The 17175-nt window shown below is 71.3% G+C and carries 19 protein-coding genes; 7 read left to right on the top strand and 12 right to left on the bottom strand.

The genetic code is table 11. The features are described 5' to 3' along the window. Positions 1 to 88: 88 nt before the first annotated feature. From IE317_RS14920 to pucD, 4 genes are read left to right on the top strand one after another with little or no spacing between them, the layout of a single operon-like run. Positions 89 to 955: an FAD binding domain-containing protein gene (locus IE317_RS14920; protein ID WP_191310337.1), complete on the top strand. Its 867-nt coding sequence runs from the start codon at positions 89 to 91 to the stop codon at positions 953 to 955. Beyond that, positions 946 to 1413, top strand: coding sequence for a (2Fe-2S)-binding protein (locus tag IE317_RS14915; protein ID WP_103350138.1), 468 nt, complete (start codon positions 946 to 948; stop codon positions 1411 to 1413). Before IE317_RS14920 ends, IE317_RS14915 begins: the two co-directional genes overlap by 10 nt. Next, positions 1410 to 2750, top strand: coding sequence for an 8-oxoguanine deaminase (locus tag IE317_RS14910; RefSeq protein ID WP_191310335.1), 1341 nt, complete (start codon positions 1410 to 1412; stop codon positions 2748 to 2750). Before IE317_RS14915 ends, IE317_RS14910 begins: the two co-directional genes overlap by 4 nt. Beyond that, positions 2747 to 5008, top strand: coding sequence for a xanthine dehydrogenase subunit D (pucD, locus tag IE317_RS14905; RefSeq protein WP_191310334.1), 2262 nt, complete (start codon positions 2747 to 2749; stop codon positions 5006 to 5008). The genes IE317_RS14910 and pucD overlap by 4 nt, the downstream gene beginning before the upstream one ends. 1 nt (position 5009) lies before the next feature. On the opposite strand, the gene IE317_RS14900 is transcribed toward pucD, so the two are convergent. The 6 genes from IE317_RS14900 to IE317_RS14875 form a co-directional block, all read right to left on the bottom strand. Then, positions 5010 to 6581 carry a glycoside hydrolase family 27 protein gene (locus IE317_RS14900; protein WP_191310332.1) on the bottom strand — a complete coding sequence of 524 codons (1572 nt, stop codon included), beginning with the start codon at positions 6579 to 6581 and terminating at the stop codon, positions 5010 to 5012. A gap of 112 nt (positions 6582 to 6693) precedes the next feature. Further along, the gene (locus IE317_RS14895; RefSeq protein ID WP_444859541.1) at positions 6694 to 7278 is read right to left on the bottom strand and encodes a TetR/AcrR family transcriptional regulator; all 585 of its coding nucleotides are present in this window, start codon (positions 7276 to 7278) and stop codon (positions 6694 to 6696) included. Between the two features lie 27 nt (positions 7279 to 7305). Continuing rightward, positions 7306 to 8187 carry a factor-independent urate hydroxylase gene (pucL, locus tag IE317_RS14890; RefSeq protein WP_191310329.1) on the bottom strand — a complete coding sequence of 294 codons (882 nt, stop codon included), beginning with the start codon at positions 8185 to 8187 and terminating at the stop codon, positions 7306 to 7308. Between the two features lie 2 nt (positions 8188 to 8189). After that, positions 8190 to 8507, bottom strand: a complete 318-nt coding sequence (gene uraH / locus IE317_RS14885) for a hydroxyisourate hydrolase (protein WP_191310327.1) — start codon at positions 8505 to 8507, stop codon at positions 8190 to 8192. After that, positions 8504 to 8953, bottom strand: a complete 450-nt coding sequence (gene uraD / locus IE317_RS14880; protein WP_191310325.1) for a 2-oxo-4-hydroxy-4-carboxy-5-ureidoimidazoline decarboxylase — start codon at positions 8951 to 8953, stop codon at positions 8504 to 8506. The genes uraH and uraD overlap by 4 nt, the downstream gene beginning before the upstream one ends. A gap of 55 nt (positions 8954 to 9008) precedes the next feature. After that, complete coding sequence (locus IE317_RS14875) at positions 9009 to 9485, bottom strand: helix-turn-helix domain-containing protein (RefSeq protein WP_191310323.1); 477 nt, start codon at positions 9483 to 9485, stop codon at positions 9009 to 9011. A 128-nt stretch (positions 9486 to 9613) separates the two neighbouring features. Here IE317_RS14875 and allB point away from each other — a divergent pair, with 128 nt between their 5' ends. Further along, complete coding sequence (gene allB / locus IE317_RS14870; protein ID WP_191310321.1) at positions 9614 to 10942, top strand: allantoinase AllB; 1329 nt, start codon at positions 9614 to 9616, stop codon at positions 10940 to 10942. A gap of 12 nt (positions 10943 to 10954) precedes the next feature. Then, positions 10955 to 11956: an allantoicase gene (gene alc, locus IE317_RS14865; RefSeq protein WP_191310319.1), complete on the top strand. Its 1002-nt coding sequence runs from the start codon at positions 10955 to 10957 to the stop codon at positions 11954 to 11956. Here the strand turns inward: alc and IE317_RS14860 are convergent. From IE317_RS14860 to IE317_RS14840, 5 genes are all read right to left on the bottom strand, one after another. Next, positions 11953 to 12969 (bottom strand): restriction endonuclease, encoded by a 1017-nt coding sequence (locus IE317_RS14860; RefSeq protein ID WP_191310317.1) that lies wholly within the window; start codon positions 12967 to 12969, stop codon positions 11953 to 11955. The genes alc and IE317_RS14860 overlap by 4 nt on opposite strands. A 9-nt stretch (positions 12970 to 12978) precedes the next feature. Further along, entirely contained in the window at positions 12979 to 13152 is a 174-nt protein-coding gene (locus IE317_RS14855; protein WP_191310315.1) for a hypothetical protein, read from the bottom strand. Between the two features lie 112 nt (positions 13153 to 13264). Then, positions 13265 to 14014, bottom strand: coding sequence for an MBL fold metallo-hydrolase (locus tag IE317_RS14850; protein ID WP_191310313.1), 750 nt, complete (start codon positions 14012 to 14014; stop codon positions 13265 to 13267). Between the two features lie 39 nt (positions 14015 to 14053). Next, positions 14054 to 14530 carry a CoA-binding protein gene (locus tag IE317_RS14845; RefSeq protein ID WP_191310311.1) on the bottom strand — a complete coding sequence of 159 codons (477 nt, stop codon included), beginning with the start codon at positions 14528 to 14530 and terminating at the stop codon, positions 14054 to 14056. Beyond that, positions 14527 to 15813, bottom strand: coding sequence for an O-acetylhomoserine aminocarboxypropyltransferase/cysteine synthase family protein (locus IE317_RS14840; RefSeq protein WP_191310309.1), 1287 nt, complete (start codon positions 15811 to 15813; stop codon positions 14527 to 14529). The genes IE317_RS14845 and IE317_RS14840 overlap by 4 nt, the downstream gene beginning before the upstream one ends. Before the next feature lie 75 nt (positions 15814 to 15888). Here IE317_RS14840 and IE317_RS14835 point away from each other — a divergent pair, with 75 nt between their 5' ends. Beyond that, positions 15889 to 16326, top strand: coding sequence for a VOC family protein (locus IE317_RS14835; protein WP_191310308.1), 438 nt, complete (start codon positions 15889 to 15891; stop codon positions 16324 to 16326). 1 nt (position 16327) lies between these two features. Here IE317_RS14835 and IE317_RS14830 read toward each other — a convergent pair whose 3' ends face one another. After that, positions 16328 to 17146, bottom strand: a complete 819-nt coding sequence (locus tag IE317_RS14830) for an SDR family NAD(P)-dependent oxidoreductase (protein WP_191310306.1) — start codon at positions 17144 to 17146, stop codon at positions 16328 to 16330. Positions 17147 to 17175: the final 29 nt, after the last annotated feature.

The following is a 17175-nucleotide window of genomic DNA, read 5'->3' as shown; positions in this document are numbered from 1 at the left end:
CGCTCCTGTGCGTTTCATGCGTGGTGCCGTTGCCGCCCGGCCGTGATCCGTCGTCTACTGGGCTATCGCCCCCACGAAGGAGCAACCAGTGGAGTTCCTGCGTCCCGCGACGCTCGCCGAGGCACTGGCCCTCAAGGCCGAGCGGCCCGGCGCGGTGCCGATCGCCGGCGGCACCGACGTCATGGTCGAGCTGAACTTCGACCACCGGCGTCCCGAGGCCCTGCTCGACCTGACCAGGGTCGGAGAGCTGACGGAGTGGTCCACTGTGGAGGACGGCACGGTCCGGCTCGGCGCCGGCGTCCCGTACTCCCGGGTCATCACCGAACTGGGTGAATCCGTCCCCGCGCTGGCCATGGCGTCGCGCACGGTCGGGTCCCCGCAGATCCGCAACCGCGGCACGGTCGGCGGCAACCTCGGCGCCGCCTCGCCCGCCGGCGACACCCACCCGGTGCTGCTCGCGCTGGACGCGCGGATCGAGGTGGCCTCCGTCCGGGGAACCCGCCTCCTGGCGGCGGAGGAGTTCTACGTCGGCGTGAAACGCCACGCCCTCGAGCCGGACGAGCTGATCACCGCCGTCCACCTGCCCGCGCACGCCGGGCCGCAGCAGTTCGCCAAGGTCGGCACGCGCAACGCGATGGTCATCGCGGTCTGCTCCTTCGCGCTGGCGCTGCGGAACGGCCAGGTCGGCGCCGCGATCGGGTCCGCCGCCCCGACTCCGCGCCGCGCCCGTGCAGCCGAGGAGTTCCTGGCCGCCGAGCTGCCGTGGGGCTCCTCCGAAGCGTTGCCCGACTCGCTGAAGCGGCGCTTCGGCGACCTGGTGGCCGAAGCGACGTCGCCGATCGACGACGTCCGCGGCAGTGCCGCGTATCGGAAGCACGCTTTGGGGGTACTAGCGCGGCGTACGTTGACCTGGGCCTGGGATGAACACCGGACGGGAGAGCGCGCATGCGCCTGAATGTCACGATCAACGGCGAGCCGCGGCAGGCGGACGACGTCTGGGAAGGCGAAAGCTTGCTGTACGTGCTGCGGGAACGGCTCGGGCTGCCGGGCTCGAAGAACGCCTGTGAGCAGGGCGAATGCGGCTCGTGCACGGTCTACCTCGACGACGTCCCGGTGTGCGCCTGCCTGGTCGCGGCCGGCCAGGCGGAAGGCCGCGGGGTCCGCACGGTCGAGGGGCTGGCCGACGGCGACACCCTCGACCCCGTCCAGCAGTCCTTTGTGGACGCGGGCGCGGTGCAGTGCGGGTTCTGCACGCCGGGCCTGGTCGTCGCCGCGCACGACCTGCTGAACCGCGTCCCCGATCCCAGCGACGAGGAGATCCGCGAGGCGCTGGCCGGCAACCTCTGCCGCTGCACCGGCTACGAGAAGATCCTCGACGCGGTCCGTGCCGTCGCGAAGGGAGGCGTGGCGTGAGGACGCTCATCGCGAACGCGGCCATCGCCACCGTCAGCGGCGAGGAGTACGCGAGCGGGCATGTCGTCGTCGAGAACGACCGAATCGCCGAAGTCGGCGAAGGTGTGTACACCGGCGAGTTCGACGAACGCGTCGAGGCCGAAGGCTGCCTGGTCACGCCCGGCCTGATCAACACCCACCACCACCTCTACCAGTGGGCCACGCGCGGGCTGGCCGCCGACCACACGCTGTTCGAGTGGCTCAAGCAGCTCTACCCGGTCTGGAGCCGCCTCGACGACGAGATCACGCACGCCGCGGGCACCGCCGGGATGGCCCGGTTGGCGCTGACCGGCTGCACCACCGTCGCCGACCACCACTACGTCTTCCCCCGCGACGGCGGCGACCAGGTCGCGGCGCTGGCCGCGGCCCGTCAGCGCATCGGCGTCCGGCTGCACGTCGTGCGCGGCTCGATGGACCGCGGCGAGTCCGACGGCGGCCTGCCGCCGGACAACCTGGTCGAGTCGACCGAGGACGCGCTGACCGGAACCGAAGCGGCGATCGCCCGCTTCCACGACGACTCGTCCGGCGCCCACCTGCAGATCGCCGTCGGCCCGTGCTCGCCGTTCTCGGTCACCGAACGCCTGATGTCGGGCGCGGCCGAGCTGGCCCGGAGCAAGGGTGTCCGCCTGCACACCCACCTCGCCGAGACCCTCGACGAGGAGCAGCAGTGCCTCGCCGAAGCCGGCTGCACGCCCGCCGAGTACGCCGACAAGCTCGGCTGGCTCGCCGACGACGTCTGGCTCGCCCACACCGTCCACCTCGCTCCCGACGCCATCCGCCGCTTCGGCGCGACCGGCACCGGCTCGGCGCACTGCCCGACGTCCAACGGACGGCTCGGCTCCGGTATCGCCCCGGTCCGGGACCTGCTGGACGCCGGCGTGGCGGTCGGCCTCGGGGTCGACGGGGCGGCCTCCAGCGAGTCCGGTGGCCTCGCCGAAGAGCTGCACCAGGCGCTCCTGCAGGCCCGCCAGCGCGGCGGGCCCCGCGGCCTGACCACGCGGGAGGCGCTGTGGATGGGCACGATGGGCGGCGCCCGCTGCCTCGGCCGCGCGGACGACCTGGGGTCCCTGGAGCCCGGGAAGCTCGCCGACCTGGCCGTCTGGGACCTGACCGGGCTGAACCACGCCGGCATCACCGACCCGGTCGCCGCGCTGGTGCTCGGCACCACGCCCCCGCTGCGCCGACTGTTCGTCGGCGGCAAGGCCGTCGTCGAGGACGGCACCCTGCGCGAAGCCGACGAATCCGCCATCGCCCGCGAGCTGGCCGCCGCGAGCATCCGGTTGCAGGAGGCCAGATGACGAGCACCACCTCCGTCACGACGACGACCGCGAACGGCGTCGGCACATCGCCGCGGCGGCCCGACGGCACGGTGAAGGTCCGCGGCGAGTTCGCCTACTCCTCGGACCTCTGGCACGAAGACATGGTCTGGGGCGTGACGCTGCGCAGCCCCCACCCGTACGCCCGGATCACCGCCATCGACATCGCGGAAGCGCTGGCCGTGCCGGGCGTGTACGCGGTCCTCACCCACGAGGACGTCCCGGGCGTCAACCGGTACGGCCTCGAGCACGCGGACCAGCCGGTGCTCGCCTCCGACGTCGTGCGCTACCAGGGCGAGCCGGTGGCGCTGGTCGCCGCCGACCACCCGGAGACCGCGCGCCGGGCGATGAAGCGGATCGTCGTCTCCTACGAAGAGCTGTCTCCCGTGACGGACTCCGAAGCGGCTGTCGCGGGCGAAGGGCCTTCGCTGCACGAAGGCGGCAACGTCGTCCGGCACGTCAAGATCCGCCGCGGCCCGCAGGACCTCGACGCCGACGTCGTCGTCTCCGGCGTGTACGAGGTCGGCATGCAGGACCAGGCCTTCCTCGGCCCCGAGTCCGGGCTCGCCGTGCCGGACACCGAAGGCGGCGTCGATCTCTACGTCGCGACGCAGTGGCTGCACGTCGACCAGCAGCAGATCGTCGCCGCGCTGGGGCTCCCCGTGGAGAAGGTGCGGTTGACCCTCGGTGGTGTCGGCGGCGCGTTCGGCGGCCGGGAAGACCTGTCGATGCAGGTCCACGCCTGCCTGCTGGCCCTGCACACCGGCAAGCCGGTGAAGATGGTCTACAACCGTGAAGAGTCCTTCTACGGGCACGTGCACCGCCACCCGGCGAAGATGTACTACGAGCACGGCGCCACCCGCGACGGCCGCCTCGTGTACGTCAGGACGCGCCTGTATCTCGACGGCGGCGCGTACGCGTCCTCGACGGGCGCGGTGGTCGCGAACGCGGCCACGCTCGGCGTCGGGCCGTACAAAGTGGACAGTGTGGCGGTGGACTGCTGGGGCACGTACACGAACAACCCGCCGTGCGGCGCCATGCGCGGCTTCGGCGCGGTCCAGGCGGCCTTCGGGTACGAGTCGCAGATGGACAAGCTCGCCGCGGCCTGTGGCCTCGACCCGGTGGAGATCCGCGTCCGCAACGCGATGAGCGAGGGCGACCTGATGCCGACCGGCCAGGTCGTCGACGCGGAAGCGCCGGTCGCCGAGCTGCTGAACCGGGTGCGGGACATGCCGATGCCGCCGGAGCGGCCGTTCGACCTGCGGCACATGCCGGGCGGCGTGTCCAACACGACGCACGGTGAAGGGGTCGTCCGCGGGATCGGGTACGCCGTCGGGATCAAGAACGTCTGCTTCTCCGAAGGCTTCGACGACTACTCGACCGCGCGCGTGCGCCTGCAGCTGGTCGGCGGCGAACCGGCGGCGACCGTGCACACCGCGGCCTGCGAGGTCGGCCAGGGCCTGGTGACGATCATGCAGCAGATCGTCCGCACCGAGCTGGGCGTCGACCAGGTGACGATCCTGCCGATGGACACCTCGATCGGCAACGGCGGCTCGACGTCGGCGTCGCGCCAGACCTACGTCACCGGCGGGGCGGTGCAGGCCGCCTGCGCGGCGGTGCGGGCGCGGCTGCTGTCCCGGTTCGACCAGCGGGTGCGGGTCGTCGGCGGCAAGCTCGTCGCGGCCGACGGCCAGGTGGTCGCGGATCTGGTGGACGTCCTCGGCGACGACGTCTACGACGAGACGGTGGAGTGGCGCCACCGGCCGACGTCGGCTCTGGACCCGGAGACCGGGCAGGGGACCGCGCACGTGCAGTACGCGTTCGCCGCGCACCGGGCGGTCGTCGACGTCGACACCGAGCTGGGCCTGGTCAAGGTGGTCGCGCTGGACTGCGCCCAGGACGTCGGCAAGGCGCTGAACCCCCAGGCGGTGCTGGGCCAGATCCAGGGCGGCTCGGCGCAGGGGCTCGGGCTCGCGGTGATGGAGGAGATCCAGACCTCCGGCGGGAAGATCCGGAACCCCTCCTTCACCGACTACCTGATTCCGACGGTGCTGGACATGCCGCCGATGCGCATCGACGTCCTCGAGCGCCCCGACCCGCACGCGCCCTACGGCCTGCGCGGGGTGGGCGAGCCGCCGACGATCTCGTCGACCCCGGCGATCGTGGCCGCGATCCGGGCCGCGACCGGGCTCGCGCTCACCCGCGTCCCGGTGCGGCCGGAGCACCTCACCGGGACCTGAGCTACCTGAGCGTCCAGTTCTGGTTGGCCTCGTCGTTGCAGCCCCAGAGCTCGAGCGGGGTGCCGTTGACGTTGCCGGCGGGCTTGTCGCCGCCGGTGACGTCGACGCACAGCCCGGCCTGGGTGATCGAGCCGCCGGCCTCGAGCCGGAACTTCTGGTTCGCGCCGCCGTGGCAGCCCCAGACGATGAGCTTCGTCCCGGACGCGCTGGTGCCGCCGCTCGCGTCGAGGCAGAGGCCGCCCGCCTTGAGCTCACCGGCGCCGGTGAACGTCCAGGCCTGGACCGGACCACCGCCGCAGTCCCAGATGTCGACCGGGGTGCCCGGCGTCGTCGAGCCGCCGCTGACGTCGATGCACCGCGCCGAGGAGACGCCCTGGATTGGCTGCGTGGCGTCGGTGCTGGTGCCGTGCGCGCCGGCTCTCACGCGGTAGGCGACCGTACTGTGCGGCGGGACGTTCGCGCTGATCGCGCCGGTGGTCGCGGAGACCTCCTTCGACCACAGGTTGGTGAGCCGGTAGCTCGACGCGGCCGCCAGCCCGGCCGCGGCGGCGGTCGTCGAGATGGTGTTCGCGGTGTTGTTCTCGTTGAACAGCACCACGGCGACGTCACCACCCCGGAGGGGTTTCGCGAGGACGTCCAGCCCGTTCCCGGTGGCGATCCGCCGGGCCTGTTTGCCGAGCGTGTCCTGGTCGATCGCGATGACGTCCGCGTTGAGGTAAGTAGAGAAGGTGGCGACGCTCGCGGAGCGCAGATCGGCGCCCGCGATCAGCGGCGCGGCCATCGCCGCCCACAGTGTGAAGTGCGCGCGGTCCTCTTTGAAGCCCATGCCGTTGCCGACCTCGAGCATGTCCGGGTCGTTCCAGGCGCCCGGCTTCGCGGCGGAGGCGAGCCCGACGTTCTGGCGGTAGATCGCGTCGACGGTGCCCCAGTTGTTGGTGATGTCGCCGGTGGTGCGCCACAGGTTACCGACGTCCCCCGCCCAGGTCGCGGGGGCGAAGTCACCCCATTCGCAGATGCTGTAGACGATCGGGCGGCCGGTGGCCTGCAGCGCGTCGCGCATCGCCGAGTAGCGCCGGATGTAGTCCTCCTGGCTGTTGCTGCCGTTGTTGAAGCAATTGTCGTACTTGAGGTAGTCGACGCCCCAGCTCGCGAAGAGGTTCGCGTCGGCCTGTTCGTGGCCGAGGCTGCCGGGGTACTGCTGGCACGTCATCGTGCCGGCGCTTTCGTAGATGCCGAACTTCAGGCCGCGGGCGTGGATGTAGTCGCCGAGCGCCTTGAGGCCACCGGGGAACTTCGCGGGATCGGCGACGAGGTTGCCCGCGCTGTCGCGGGAGCGGGTCATCCAGCAGTCGTCGAGGTTGACGTAGGTGTAGCCGCGGTCGCGCATCCCGGAGCTGACCATCAGGTCGGTGGTCTGCTTGACCAGGGTTTCGTTGATGTTGCACTCGAAGGTGTTCCAGGTGTTCCAGCCCATCGGCGGAGTGCGGGCCAGGCCGTTCTCGAGGGCTTCGGCCGGAATGGGGATCGAGACGGCGGCTGCGACGGCGGCGGCAGCGGCGAGGGCGCGGCGCATGGCGACTCCAACCGGACGGCGTTGTGAGGCAGGAGGACTAGACCAAAATCAGGATCAGTGGCGGATCCCCACGAGGTCAAGCGCCATGTTGGTAACTTTTGTTCCGGCTCGGCTAAGGTTGCGGGTACTCTCCGAGGAGCCGCCTGGCCACCTCGACGGTCGCGGCCCCGGCGACGGCCATGGCTTCGGTGTCCCGCAGCGAGCGGCAGAGGATGAACGCGCCTTCGAGGTTGTTCACCGCGGTGATGGTGAGGGTCCGGGCGGCGTCCCGCGGCAGCCCGAACTTCGCGAACTTCTCGGTCCCGGCGTCGATCCAGGCGGTGAAGACGTCGGCGGTGGCCTGCCGCAGCGGCTCGTTGGTGGAGGCGACCTCGAGGGCGACGGTCGCGATCGGACAGCCTTCGACGTAATCGGTGGCTTCGAGGGTCGCGATCCCGGCGGCGAAGAAGGCTTCGATGCCGCTGACGACATCTTCCGCCGGAGCGATGAAGAGGTCGAAGAGGGCGATGTAGGCGAGCCCGGAGGTGCGGATGACCTCGGCGCCGAGTTGTTCCTTGCCGCCGGGGAAGAAGTGGTAGAGGGACCCGAAGGGCGCATTCGCCTCGGCGACGACCTGCTTCAGGCCGGTACCGGCGTAGCCGTTGCGCCGGAAGAGCTCGGCGCCGGCGGCCATGATGCGTTCCTTGGTCCCTGCCACCCCTCGATGATAGAGCGTTCTATCAACTCAGTGGATGTCCCAGGCCGGCCCCGGGTCCTCGGCGTCGTCGCGCAGGATCGTGCCCTCGATCAGCCCGTACGGCCGGTCCGCCGCGTAGAACACCTCGTTGTCGTTCTTCAGCCCGAACGGGCTCAGGTCCACCAGGAAGTGGTGCTTGTTCGGCAGCGACAGGCGTACTTCGGCGACCTCGGGGCGCTTCTCGAGCACCGCTTCGCCCATGGCGTACAGCGTCTGCTGCAGCGAAAGACTGTGCTTCGTCGCGAACGTCTCCAGCATCACCCGCCGGATCTCGGTGTGCGAAGCCGCCCAGTCGAGGTCCTCGCCCTGGTAGCGCCACTTCGCCGTGACGGCGGTCGCCAGGATCCGGTCGCTCGTCTCGGCGAGGGTCGTGTACTGGTCGCGCGGGAAGCCGTGGAACTCCGAGCCGGTCGACTTCAGCAGCGTCAGGCCGTCGATGCCCGAGACGACCCACGCGCGGTCGCCCTGGACCGTCACCGCCGTGGTGCGCCGCTCGTCGCCGGATCGGCTGAACGCGTGGTCGTGCGGTGCGCCGCCGACCGCGATGCGGTCCCAGCCGTGCTCGTCGATCTTGATGCGCGCACCCGTGATGTTCTCCTGCGTGCCGGTGAAGTGGCGGGCCAGGCGCAGGCCGAAGTCCTCGATCTCGCCGACCGGCGCTTCCTTCGCGAAGGCGTACACGGTGTTCTTCTGCGTGTCGGTGGCCAGCACCCCGGCGTTGTCGCCGGTCAGGTGCGTCGCGGCCAGCTCGCCGCGCAGCGACGTCGACACCGTCAGGTCCTTCAGGTGGTGCACCGGGCCGTCGCGGCGCACCGTCACCAGGCGGACCTCCGCCTTGCCGTACTGGTTGGGGCCCAGGGTGATGGCCACGGTCAGCTCCCTCGGTAGGTCGAATAGGCGAACGGGCTGAGCAGGAGCGGCACGTGGTGGTGCGCGGTACCGTCCGTGATCCGGAAGGTCAGCGTGACCTCCGGGAAGAACGCGTCCGGGCCCAGGTAGGCGCCGGTGTCGAAGATCAAGTGGTACGCGCCCGGTGCCAGGGTTTCGGGGCCGAGGTCGCGGATGCGGCCGTCGTCGTCGGTGCGGCCTTCGGCGATCGGCGTCCCGTCGGCGGTCTCGAAGCGGACGGCGATCCCCTTGGCCGGGCGTCCGGCCGCCGTGTCGAGGACGTGGGTGGTCACGAGGCTCACGCGGTCACCGCTTTCGCGAGTCGGAGTTCGGCGATCTTGATCAGTTCCCGCCCGGCGACGGCCAGCTCGGTCGCCGGGTCGTTGGTCAGCCGCTCGCGCAGGATTTCCAGCAGTTCGTCGCCGCTGCGGCCGCTCGCGCAGACCAGGTAGACGTGCCCGAACTTGGCTTCGTACTCGGCGTTCGCCGCGGCGAACGCGTCGGGGTTGTCCACACCGGACTGTTCGGACCGCGCGAAGCCGCCCGCCGGCTTTTCGCCGATCCGCGGGTGCGCGGCCATGGCCTGGCGGATCTCGTCGCTGGTCAACGGCAGGTCCGCGGCGGCTTTCAGGGCATCGACGTCGGCGTACGGCCGCCCGGCGAGCACGGCATCGACCCATCGCGGCACGGCGAGGCAGTCCGTCAGCAGCGGGCGGACGTCGGTGGTGTTGAACTCGGAGAGCAGCACGGGCTGACCGTACGTCGGCACCGGAGTTCCGTCAACATTTTGTTGAAAGCGCTGGTCAGTCGGCTTCCCGGTTGAGGTAGTTGTAGACGGTGAACCGGGTGACCCCCAGCGCGTCGGCGACCGACGAGACGGATTTCCGCAGGCCGAAGGCGCCGCGTTCGCGCAGCAGCCGCACCGCGCGCTGCTTGCCCGCGCGGTCGAGTTCGCCCAGCTTGGCGCCCAGTTCCCGCTCGACGTCGGCGATCAGCCGGACCAGTGCGTCGTTCAGTTCGACGACGGGCGAGCTGCCCGGGTCGTCGGCTCGGCGCAGCTGCAGCGTGACCCGCGTGGCGCCGCCGTCGAGGGCGGCCTTCGCGATCGCCGGGAGGGCTTCGAGGAGTTCCTTTGCTTCGCCGCGGGCAAGGGTGCCGAGCGGCCCGAAATCGGTGTCCAGACCGGCTTCCGTCGCGGCGTCGCGCGCGGCGACGGCGTGCTCGGGCGGCGAACCTTCGCCGTGGAACGGTTCGCTGGTGAACTCCGCTTCAAGCCGCACGAGGATGACCGTAACGCGCGACGTCTGTCGTTGACGAGCGGCGCGCGCCGTGGTTACTGTCGTTGTGCGAAACCGTCTTTCCGGTCTGTGAAATCGGCGGTGTTCTTCCTCCCGACGAAGGGTTTCGGATGGATCTTGTGGTGCGCGCCGCCCGGGCCGTGACGGCCGAGGGTGAAGTCCCGGTGACCGTCGGCGTCGACGGCGGCCGGATCGTCGCGGTCGAACCCGGCGGTGCCGCGCTGACCGGCGACCGCGTCCTCGACCTCGGTGACGACGTCGTGCTGCTGCCGGGGCTGGTCGACACGCACGTCCACGTCAACGACCCGGGCCGGGCCGAGTGGGAGGGCTTCGAGACCGCGACCCGCGCGGCCGCGGCGGGCGGGGTGACCACGATCGTGGACATGCCGCTCAACAGCCTGCCGCCGACGGTCGATGTCGCGGCGCTGGAGGTCAAGCGCACGGCGGCGGCCGGCCGGGTGCACGTCGACGTCGGCTTCTGGGGCGGCGCGATCCCGGGCAACGCGGGCGAGCTGCGCGGCCTGCACGACGCCGGGGTGTTCGGCTTCAAGTGCTTCCTGCTGCACTCGGGCGTCGACGAGTTCCCGCCGCTCGACCCGGCCGGGCTCGACGAAGCCTTGCGGGAGCTGAGTTCCTTCGATGCGCTGATGATCGTGCACGCCGAGGACGCGCACGAGATCGATGCCGCGCCGGAGCCGCACGGCGGTCGCTATGCCGACTTTCTGCAGTCCCGGCCGCGCGAGGCCGAGAACCTCGCGATCTCGCACGTCATCGAGGCGGCCCGCCGCCATTCGGCGCGGGCGCACATCCTGCATCTGTCCTCTTCGGACGCTCTGCCGCTGATCGCTTCCGCGCGCCGCGACGGCGTCCGGCTGTCGGCGGAGACCTGCCCGCACTACTTGAGTTTCGTCGCCGAGGAGATCCGTGACGGCGCAACGCAGTTCAAGTGCTGCCCGCCGATCCGGGAGGCGGCCAACCGCGAGCTGCTCTGGCAAGGGCTCGCCGACGGCGTCATCGACACGATCGTCAGCGACCACTCGCCGTGCACGCCGGAGCTGAAACGCTTCGACAGCGGCGACTTCGGCCAGGCGTGGGGCGGGATTTCCAGCCTCCAGCTGGGCCTGCCGGCGATCTGGACGCAGGCGCGCCAGCGCGGGTTCGCGCTCACCGACGTCGTGCGCTGGATGGCCGAGCGCCCGGCCGCGCAGGCCGGGATGCGCCGCAAGGGGCACCTGGCGGTGGGGTACGACGCGGACTTCTGCGTGTTCGCGCCGGACGAGGCGTTCGTGGTCGACGTCGCGAAACTGAAGCACCGCAACCCGGTCAGCGCGTACGACCGGCGCCCGCTCGCCGGAGTCGTGCGCTCGACCTGGCTGCGGGGCACCGAAATCACCGGTGACGAGCCGCGTGGCGCGCTGCTGACCCGGGGGAACTGCTGAAATGGAGGCCGTGTGACCGACCGTCCGGAGTGGACAGAACTGCCCGACCTCGCCTCCCGCCGCTTCGGCGGGACGGTGATGTGGGCGACCGACGAGCTGTTCGCCGAGAAGGAGAACCTCGTCAACCCGTGGGTGCCGGCGCACCGCGCGGAGACGTTCGGGCCCAAGGGCCAGGTCTACGACGGCTGGGAGACCCGCCGCCACCGCGAACCGGGCGACGACCAGGCGATCGTCCGCCTCGGCCTGGCCGGCACGATCACCGGCGTCATCGTCGACACGGCGTTCTTCAAGGGCAACTACCCGCCGTTCGTCTCGGTCGAAGCGACGTCGCTCCCGGGCTACCCCTCGGCGGCGGAGGTGGCCGCGGCCGAGTGGGATGTCCTGGTCGACCGCGCCCCGGCCGCCGGCCACACGGAGAACTTCTACGCGGTCAACGGTTCGCGGCGGTACACGCACGTCCGGCTGACGCAGCACCCGGACGGGGGAGTGGCGCGCCTGCGCGTCCACGGCGCCCCGATCCCGGACCCGGCGCTGCTCGACCTGGACGCGCTCGACCTGGCGGCGCTGGAGAACGGCGCGATCGTCACGGGCTGCAGCAACCGGTTCTATTCGTCGCCGAACAACATCCTCTCGCCGGGGCTGGCGGCCCACCAGGCGGAGGGCTGGGAGACGGCTCGCCGCCGCGACGACGGCAACGACTGGGTGACGCTGCGGCTGGCCGGGGCCGGGATCGTCCGGTTCGTGGAACTGGACACGAGCAACCTGAAGGGCAACGCGCCGGGCTGGGCCTCGGTGAGTGGCCGGGAGACGTACGGAGAGTGGGTCCCGTTGCTGCCGAAGACCCGCTTGCAGCCGGACACGCGGCACCGGTTCGCGCTCCCGGACGGCCCGGAGGTGACGGAGGCCCGCCTCGACATCTACCCGGACGGCGGCCTGGCCCGGCTCCGCCTGTTCGGACGGCTCACGGGAGCGGGCCGGACGAACCTGAAGGCGCGGTTCGACAAGACACGCTAGTTCACGGTGCTGTCGACGACGTAGACGGACCGCAGCGGAAGGAGCCGCTTGTACTCGAGGCTGAACTTGCCGTAGTGCTCGAAGATCAGCTTGACCAGCTGACGGCCGTTGATGAGCCGGAGGTTCTGGCGGTGCCGTTCTTCGTGCTGCGCGTCGGCGGAGTAGCTGCCCAACGTCACGAACAGGCCGAGTTCGGATCCGCCGGCGGCCAGCGCTCCGGTCAGCTGCTGCACCTCCGGGCGGCCGATCGACGAAGTCGTGCGCTTGCACTGGACCTTGATGATCGGCGGCTTCAGCAGGAGAGGATCGTGCGAGGCGATGATGTCGTAGCCGCCGTCGCGTGACGGGCTGGTCACCTCGGTCCGATACCCCATGGCGCCGAGGAGATGCGCGACGAAATGCTCGAAGTCGACTCCTTCCAGCTTTTTCATCAGGGTGTCGATGACGAAGTCGTGGGTGTAGGTCTCGATCCGTTCGGCATCCGGTTGATCCGCCGCTTCGTCGGCGGCGGCCTCCGGTTCGGCCTCGGCGGAACCGGCCGACGTCGGCAGCCCCTTCAGGAAATCGAGGAATTCCTGTCTGTGCTGCTTGACCTGGAAGACCGTGACGGCCGAGCCGATCTCGTAGCGAGCGCTCTGGGAGAAGGTCGTCCTGGGAACGCCGGTTCGCAGCCACTCCACCGGTCGCCGGTTGGCGTGGAGCGAGACGCCGGTCTGGAAGTAGTAGTCACCCGTGATGCGGCCGAAGTTGACGGTGCTGTCCGGCTTGTAGGGGTAGATCACGATGTCGCCGGGCTGCATCCGATGCCGGAAGGAAAGCAGCGTTCCCGCGGTGACCGGGATGGCTCCCGGTTTCAGGTCCGGGAGCCCTCGGGCGACCCGGTCCTTGGCGTCGTCGCGGTCGTCCTTCAGATCCGAGAGGTCACCGAGGTCGTCCCAGCCGATCGAGACGAATCCGTTCCCGACCAGGTCGAGTTGCGGCTGGTCGTTGTGAACGCCCCAGATCGTCGTCATGGCGCAACGTTAGTTCGCGCCGGGCCGGTTGAGGTACGCGGAGGCCAGCGACAGGACGCACGCGCAGCCGATGACCGCGCTGACCCACCACTGCATGCCGACGACGACGCTCCAGACGAAGCCCGCCGCCGCGAGGGCGGCGACGAGGATGTTCCGGAACTGCAGCGGGGTCGGCTTGGCCATACCGCCAGCCTCTCACGGCCCCCACCCGGCCCCGCGTCGTACCCGGTTCTCGCACCCTAGGGGTAACTGCCACATCGATGAGGCATTAAGCGCTAGGGTCGCACGACCGACGTCAAACCTCCGCGCGCTCCCCGGGTTCGAGCAGGACCAGCCGGTCCGCCAGCCCCGCCGCCGCGAACGCCTCCCGCAGCGTGTCCGGCCCCTCGCTGAAGTGCCCCCAGCCCCGGAAGTGCAGCGGAACCACCTTCCCCGCTCCGAGCACCTGAGCCGCCTCGACCGCGTCGGCGCTGGTCAGCGTCAGGGGCGCGCCGTCGAAAAACACCGTCCGGGCCGCGCCGGCGAACAGCACCGCGATGTCCACCCGGAACCGCCCGGCGATCTCGCGCACCAGGCCGACCGAGGCGTTGTCCCCGCTCACGTACACCGTCGGCAGCCCGTCACCGGTCAGCACGAACCCCGTCACGTCCCCGGTCAGCCGCGACGCCCCGGCCGGCCCGTGCAACGCCGGAACCGCCGTCACCGTCAGGGGGCCGACCCGCGTCGATTCCCACGGCTCCAGCCCGCGGGCCGTCCCGCCGAGCCGCGCAGCGCCGCTGGGCGTGATCAGCGTCAGCGGCACCGTCGCGAGGTACGCGCGGCCGCGGTCGTCCAGGTTGTCGGGGTGCTGGTCGTGCGACAGCAGGACGGCGTCCACCTCCCCGACCGCCTCTTCGGTCAGCGCCGATTCCTCGGTCTTGACCAGCACGCGCTCGCCGACCGGGTGGTCGCCGGGCGGGTCGAAGGTCGGGTCGGTGAGCAGCCGGACGCCACCCAGTTCCAGCAGGGCGGTCGGGCCGCCGGACAACGTGATCCCCAAGGTCATACCCGGGCCAACCGCGGGAACGCCCGTTCTCTTCCCGGATCAGGGCGCCGACTGCCGCCGCGAGCTGATCACGCCGGTGTTGAACCCGGCCAGGTGCAGCCCGCCCGCGAAGCGCGCGTGCTCGATCTTCACGCACCGGTTCATCACGACGTCCAGTCCGGCCGCCAGCGCCCGCTCGGCCACCGGCTCGTGCCACAACCCGAGTTGCAGCCACAGCGTCCGCGCGCCGGCGTCGATGACCTCCTCGGCGACCTGCGGCAGGTCGTCGTGCTTGCGGAACACGCTGACCAGGTCCGGTTCACCCGGGACGTCCTTCAAAGACGCGTACACCGGCTTCCCGAACAGCGTGTCCAGCCGCGGGTTGACGAAGTTGACCTCGTAGCGCGTCGACGACAGCAGGTAGGTCGCGACGAAGTAGCTGGGCCGCGCCGGGTTGGCCGACGCGCCGACCAGCGTCACCGACTTCGTCCGCCGCAGGATCGCCCGGCGCTCGACGGCGCCGACGTCATGGCTCATCCGGCCACCGCCTTGCCGAGTGCCTGGTCGAGGTCCCAGAGGATGTCCTCGACGTCCTCCAGCCCGACCGACAGCCGGATCAGGTCGGGCCCGACACCCGCCGCCGCGAGCTGCTCCTCGGACAGCTGCGCGTGCGTGGTCGACGCCGGGTGGATGACGAGCGTCCGCGCGTCCCCGACGTTCGCCAGGTGCGACAGCAGCTCCACCGACTCGACGAACTTCTCGCCGGCCGCGCGGCCGCCGTCGATGCCGAACGAGAACACCGCCCCCGGCCCGTCCGGCAGATAGCGGCGCGCCAGGTCGTGGTGCGGGTGCGACGGCAGCCCGGCGTAGGACACCCAGGCCACGCGCGGGTCGGCGTCGAGGTGCTCGGCGACCACACGGGCGTTCGCCACGTGCGCGTCCATCCGCTGCGGGAGCGTCTCGACTCCTTGCAGCAGAAGGAAAGCCGAGTGCGGCGACAGGACCGCGCCGATGTCCCGCAGCTGCTCGGCGCGCAGCCGGGTGCAGAACGCGTACTCGCCGAAGTTCTCCCAGTAGCGCAGGCCGCCGTAGCTGTCGACGGTCTCGGTCATCCGCGGGAACTTCCCGTTGCCCCAGTCGAACTTCCCGGACTCGACGACGATGCCGCCGAGGGTCGTCCCGTGCCCGCCGAGGAACTTCGTCGCCGAGTGCAGCACGATGTCGGCGCCGTGCTCGATCGGGCGGCACAGGTACGGCGTGGCGAGAGTGGCGTCGACGACGAGCGGGATGTCGTGGGCGTGCGCGAGGTCGGCCAGCGCGGCGAGGTCGGCGATGCCGCCGCCGGGGTTGCCGATGACCTCGGTGTAGAGCAGCCGCGTCCGGTCGGTGATGGCGGCGGCGTAGTCGTCGATGCCGCCGCTGACGAAGGTCGTCTCAACGCCGAAGCGCCGGAGCGTGCCGGTGAGCTGGGTGACGGTCCCGCCGTACAGGCCACTCGCGGACACGATGTGGTCGCCGGCCTCGGTGAGCGCGCTGAAGGTGAGGAACTGGGCGGCCTGCCCGCTCGCGGTGGCGACCCCGCCGATCGCGCCTTCGAGGTTGGCGATCCGCTCCTCGAAGGCGGCCACGGTCGGGTTCCCGATCCGGCTGTAGATGTTCCCGTACTTCTGCAGCGCGAAGAGGTTCGCGGCGTCGGCGGCGTCTTCGAAGACGAAGCTCGTGGTCTGGTAGATGGGCACGGCCCGCGCGCCGGTCGCCGGGTCGGGCGTGCCGCCCGCGTGCAGGGCGCGGGTGCGGAAGCCCCAGCTGCGTTCACTCATCGGAGCCCACGGTAACCGCAGCATCCCCCGGATGACACGCGCTCCCAGGGCGTGGGCGCGGCTACGCTCCACCCCGTGACGGTGCGCTGGAGCGTGACGATCGACTGCGCGGACCCCCGCGCGCTGGCCAGGTTCTGGGCGGTGGCCCTCGGCTACATCGAGCGCCCGCCCCCGCCGGGGTTCGCGAGCTGGGAAGCGTGGTTCATCCAGCACGGCGTTCCCGAGGACGAGTGGGACGACGGCGCCTACCTGACCGATCCGGAAGGCGTCCTGCCGAGTCTGAGCTTCCTCAAGGTCCCCGAGGCGAAGGTCGCGAAGAACCGGCTCCACCTGGACGTCCAGGCCGGCGGCGGGCGCGAGGTGCCGTGGGAGACGCGCTGGGAGCGGGTCGTGGAGGCGGTCGCCCGGCTGACCGCCGCGGGGGCGACCGTCGTGCGGGAGGACGAGCTGGACGGCCGCCCCGATCACTTCGTGATGGCGGATCCGGAGGGCAACGAGTTCTGCGTGCTGTGAATCAGCTCCGCCAGGGCAGCACCCGGCCGAACCGGACCAGTTCGCCGTAGGTCGCCGGGTCGACTTCGGTGAACACCAGGTCCAGCACGGCCCGCGCGGCTTCGTCCGGGGTCTGGGCCTGGCTGAAGTCGCTGAACCACGGCCGCGACGCCCGGGTGTCGACCAGGCCCGGGCAGACCGCCGCCACCAGCGTGCCGGCGGCAAGGTCGGCCTCTCGGCGTTCGGCCGCCACCGCGCGGACCGCGGCGACCTGCGCCACCTTGGACGGCACGTTGATCCACTCCGGCCAGCCCGCCGCGCCGGCCGTGCCGTCGTGGATCGCCGTGCGCCAGTCTTCGACCGCCTTCTCGACGTCGTCCAGCGAGACGCCGTCGAACCGCGGCCGCAGCGGCTCGGGCAGGTGGCCCAGGGTGCCCAGCGAGCTGGCGACGACCAGCAGCCGCCCGCCCGGCCGCAGGACCGGCCCGAACGAGCGCAGCACCGCGTGGGTGCCACCGTTCGCGACGTCCAGGAACACGTCGGCCTGCTCGGCCTGTGAGCGGCCGGGGTCGAGCGGGCCGATGGCGTTCGAGATCACGATGTCGGCCGGCTCGGCGAAGCGGGCCACCGCGGCCGCGTCGGAAACGTCGAGGACGCGGCCTTCCACCCGGCTGCGCGTCGCCGGGTCGGCGGCGACGGCGGCGGCCGCCGAGGCCACCCGGCCGGCGTCGCGGCCGGTGAGCAGGACGAGGTCTTCGGGAGCGAGGCGGGCGGCGAGGCCGCGGACGAGGGCGAAGCCGAGGCCCTGGTTGGCCCCGGTCACCACGGCGATGCGTGTCATACCGGCCACGCTAGGTCCGTCACGGCCAT

It is taken from the genome of Amycolatopsis bullii, from assembly GCF_014654205.1.
GTDB lineage: Bacteria > Actinomycetota > Actinomycetes > Mycobacteriales > Pseudonocardiaceae > Amycolatopsis > Amycolatopsis plumensis.
The sequence above is the reverse complement of the archived record's forward strand: the minus strand, read 5'-3'. Positions and strand labels throughout refer to the sequence as shown.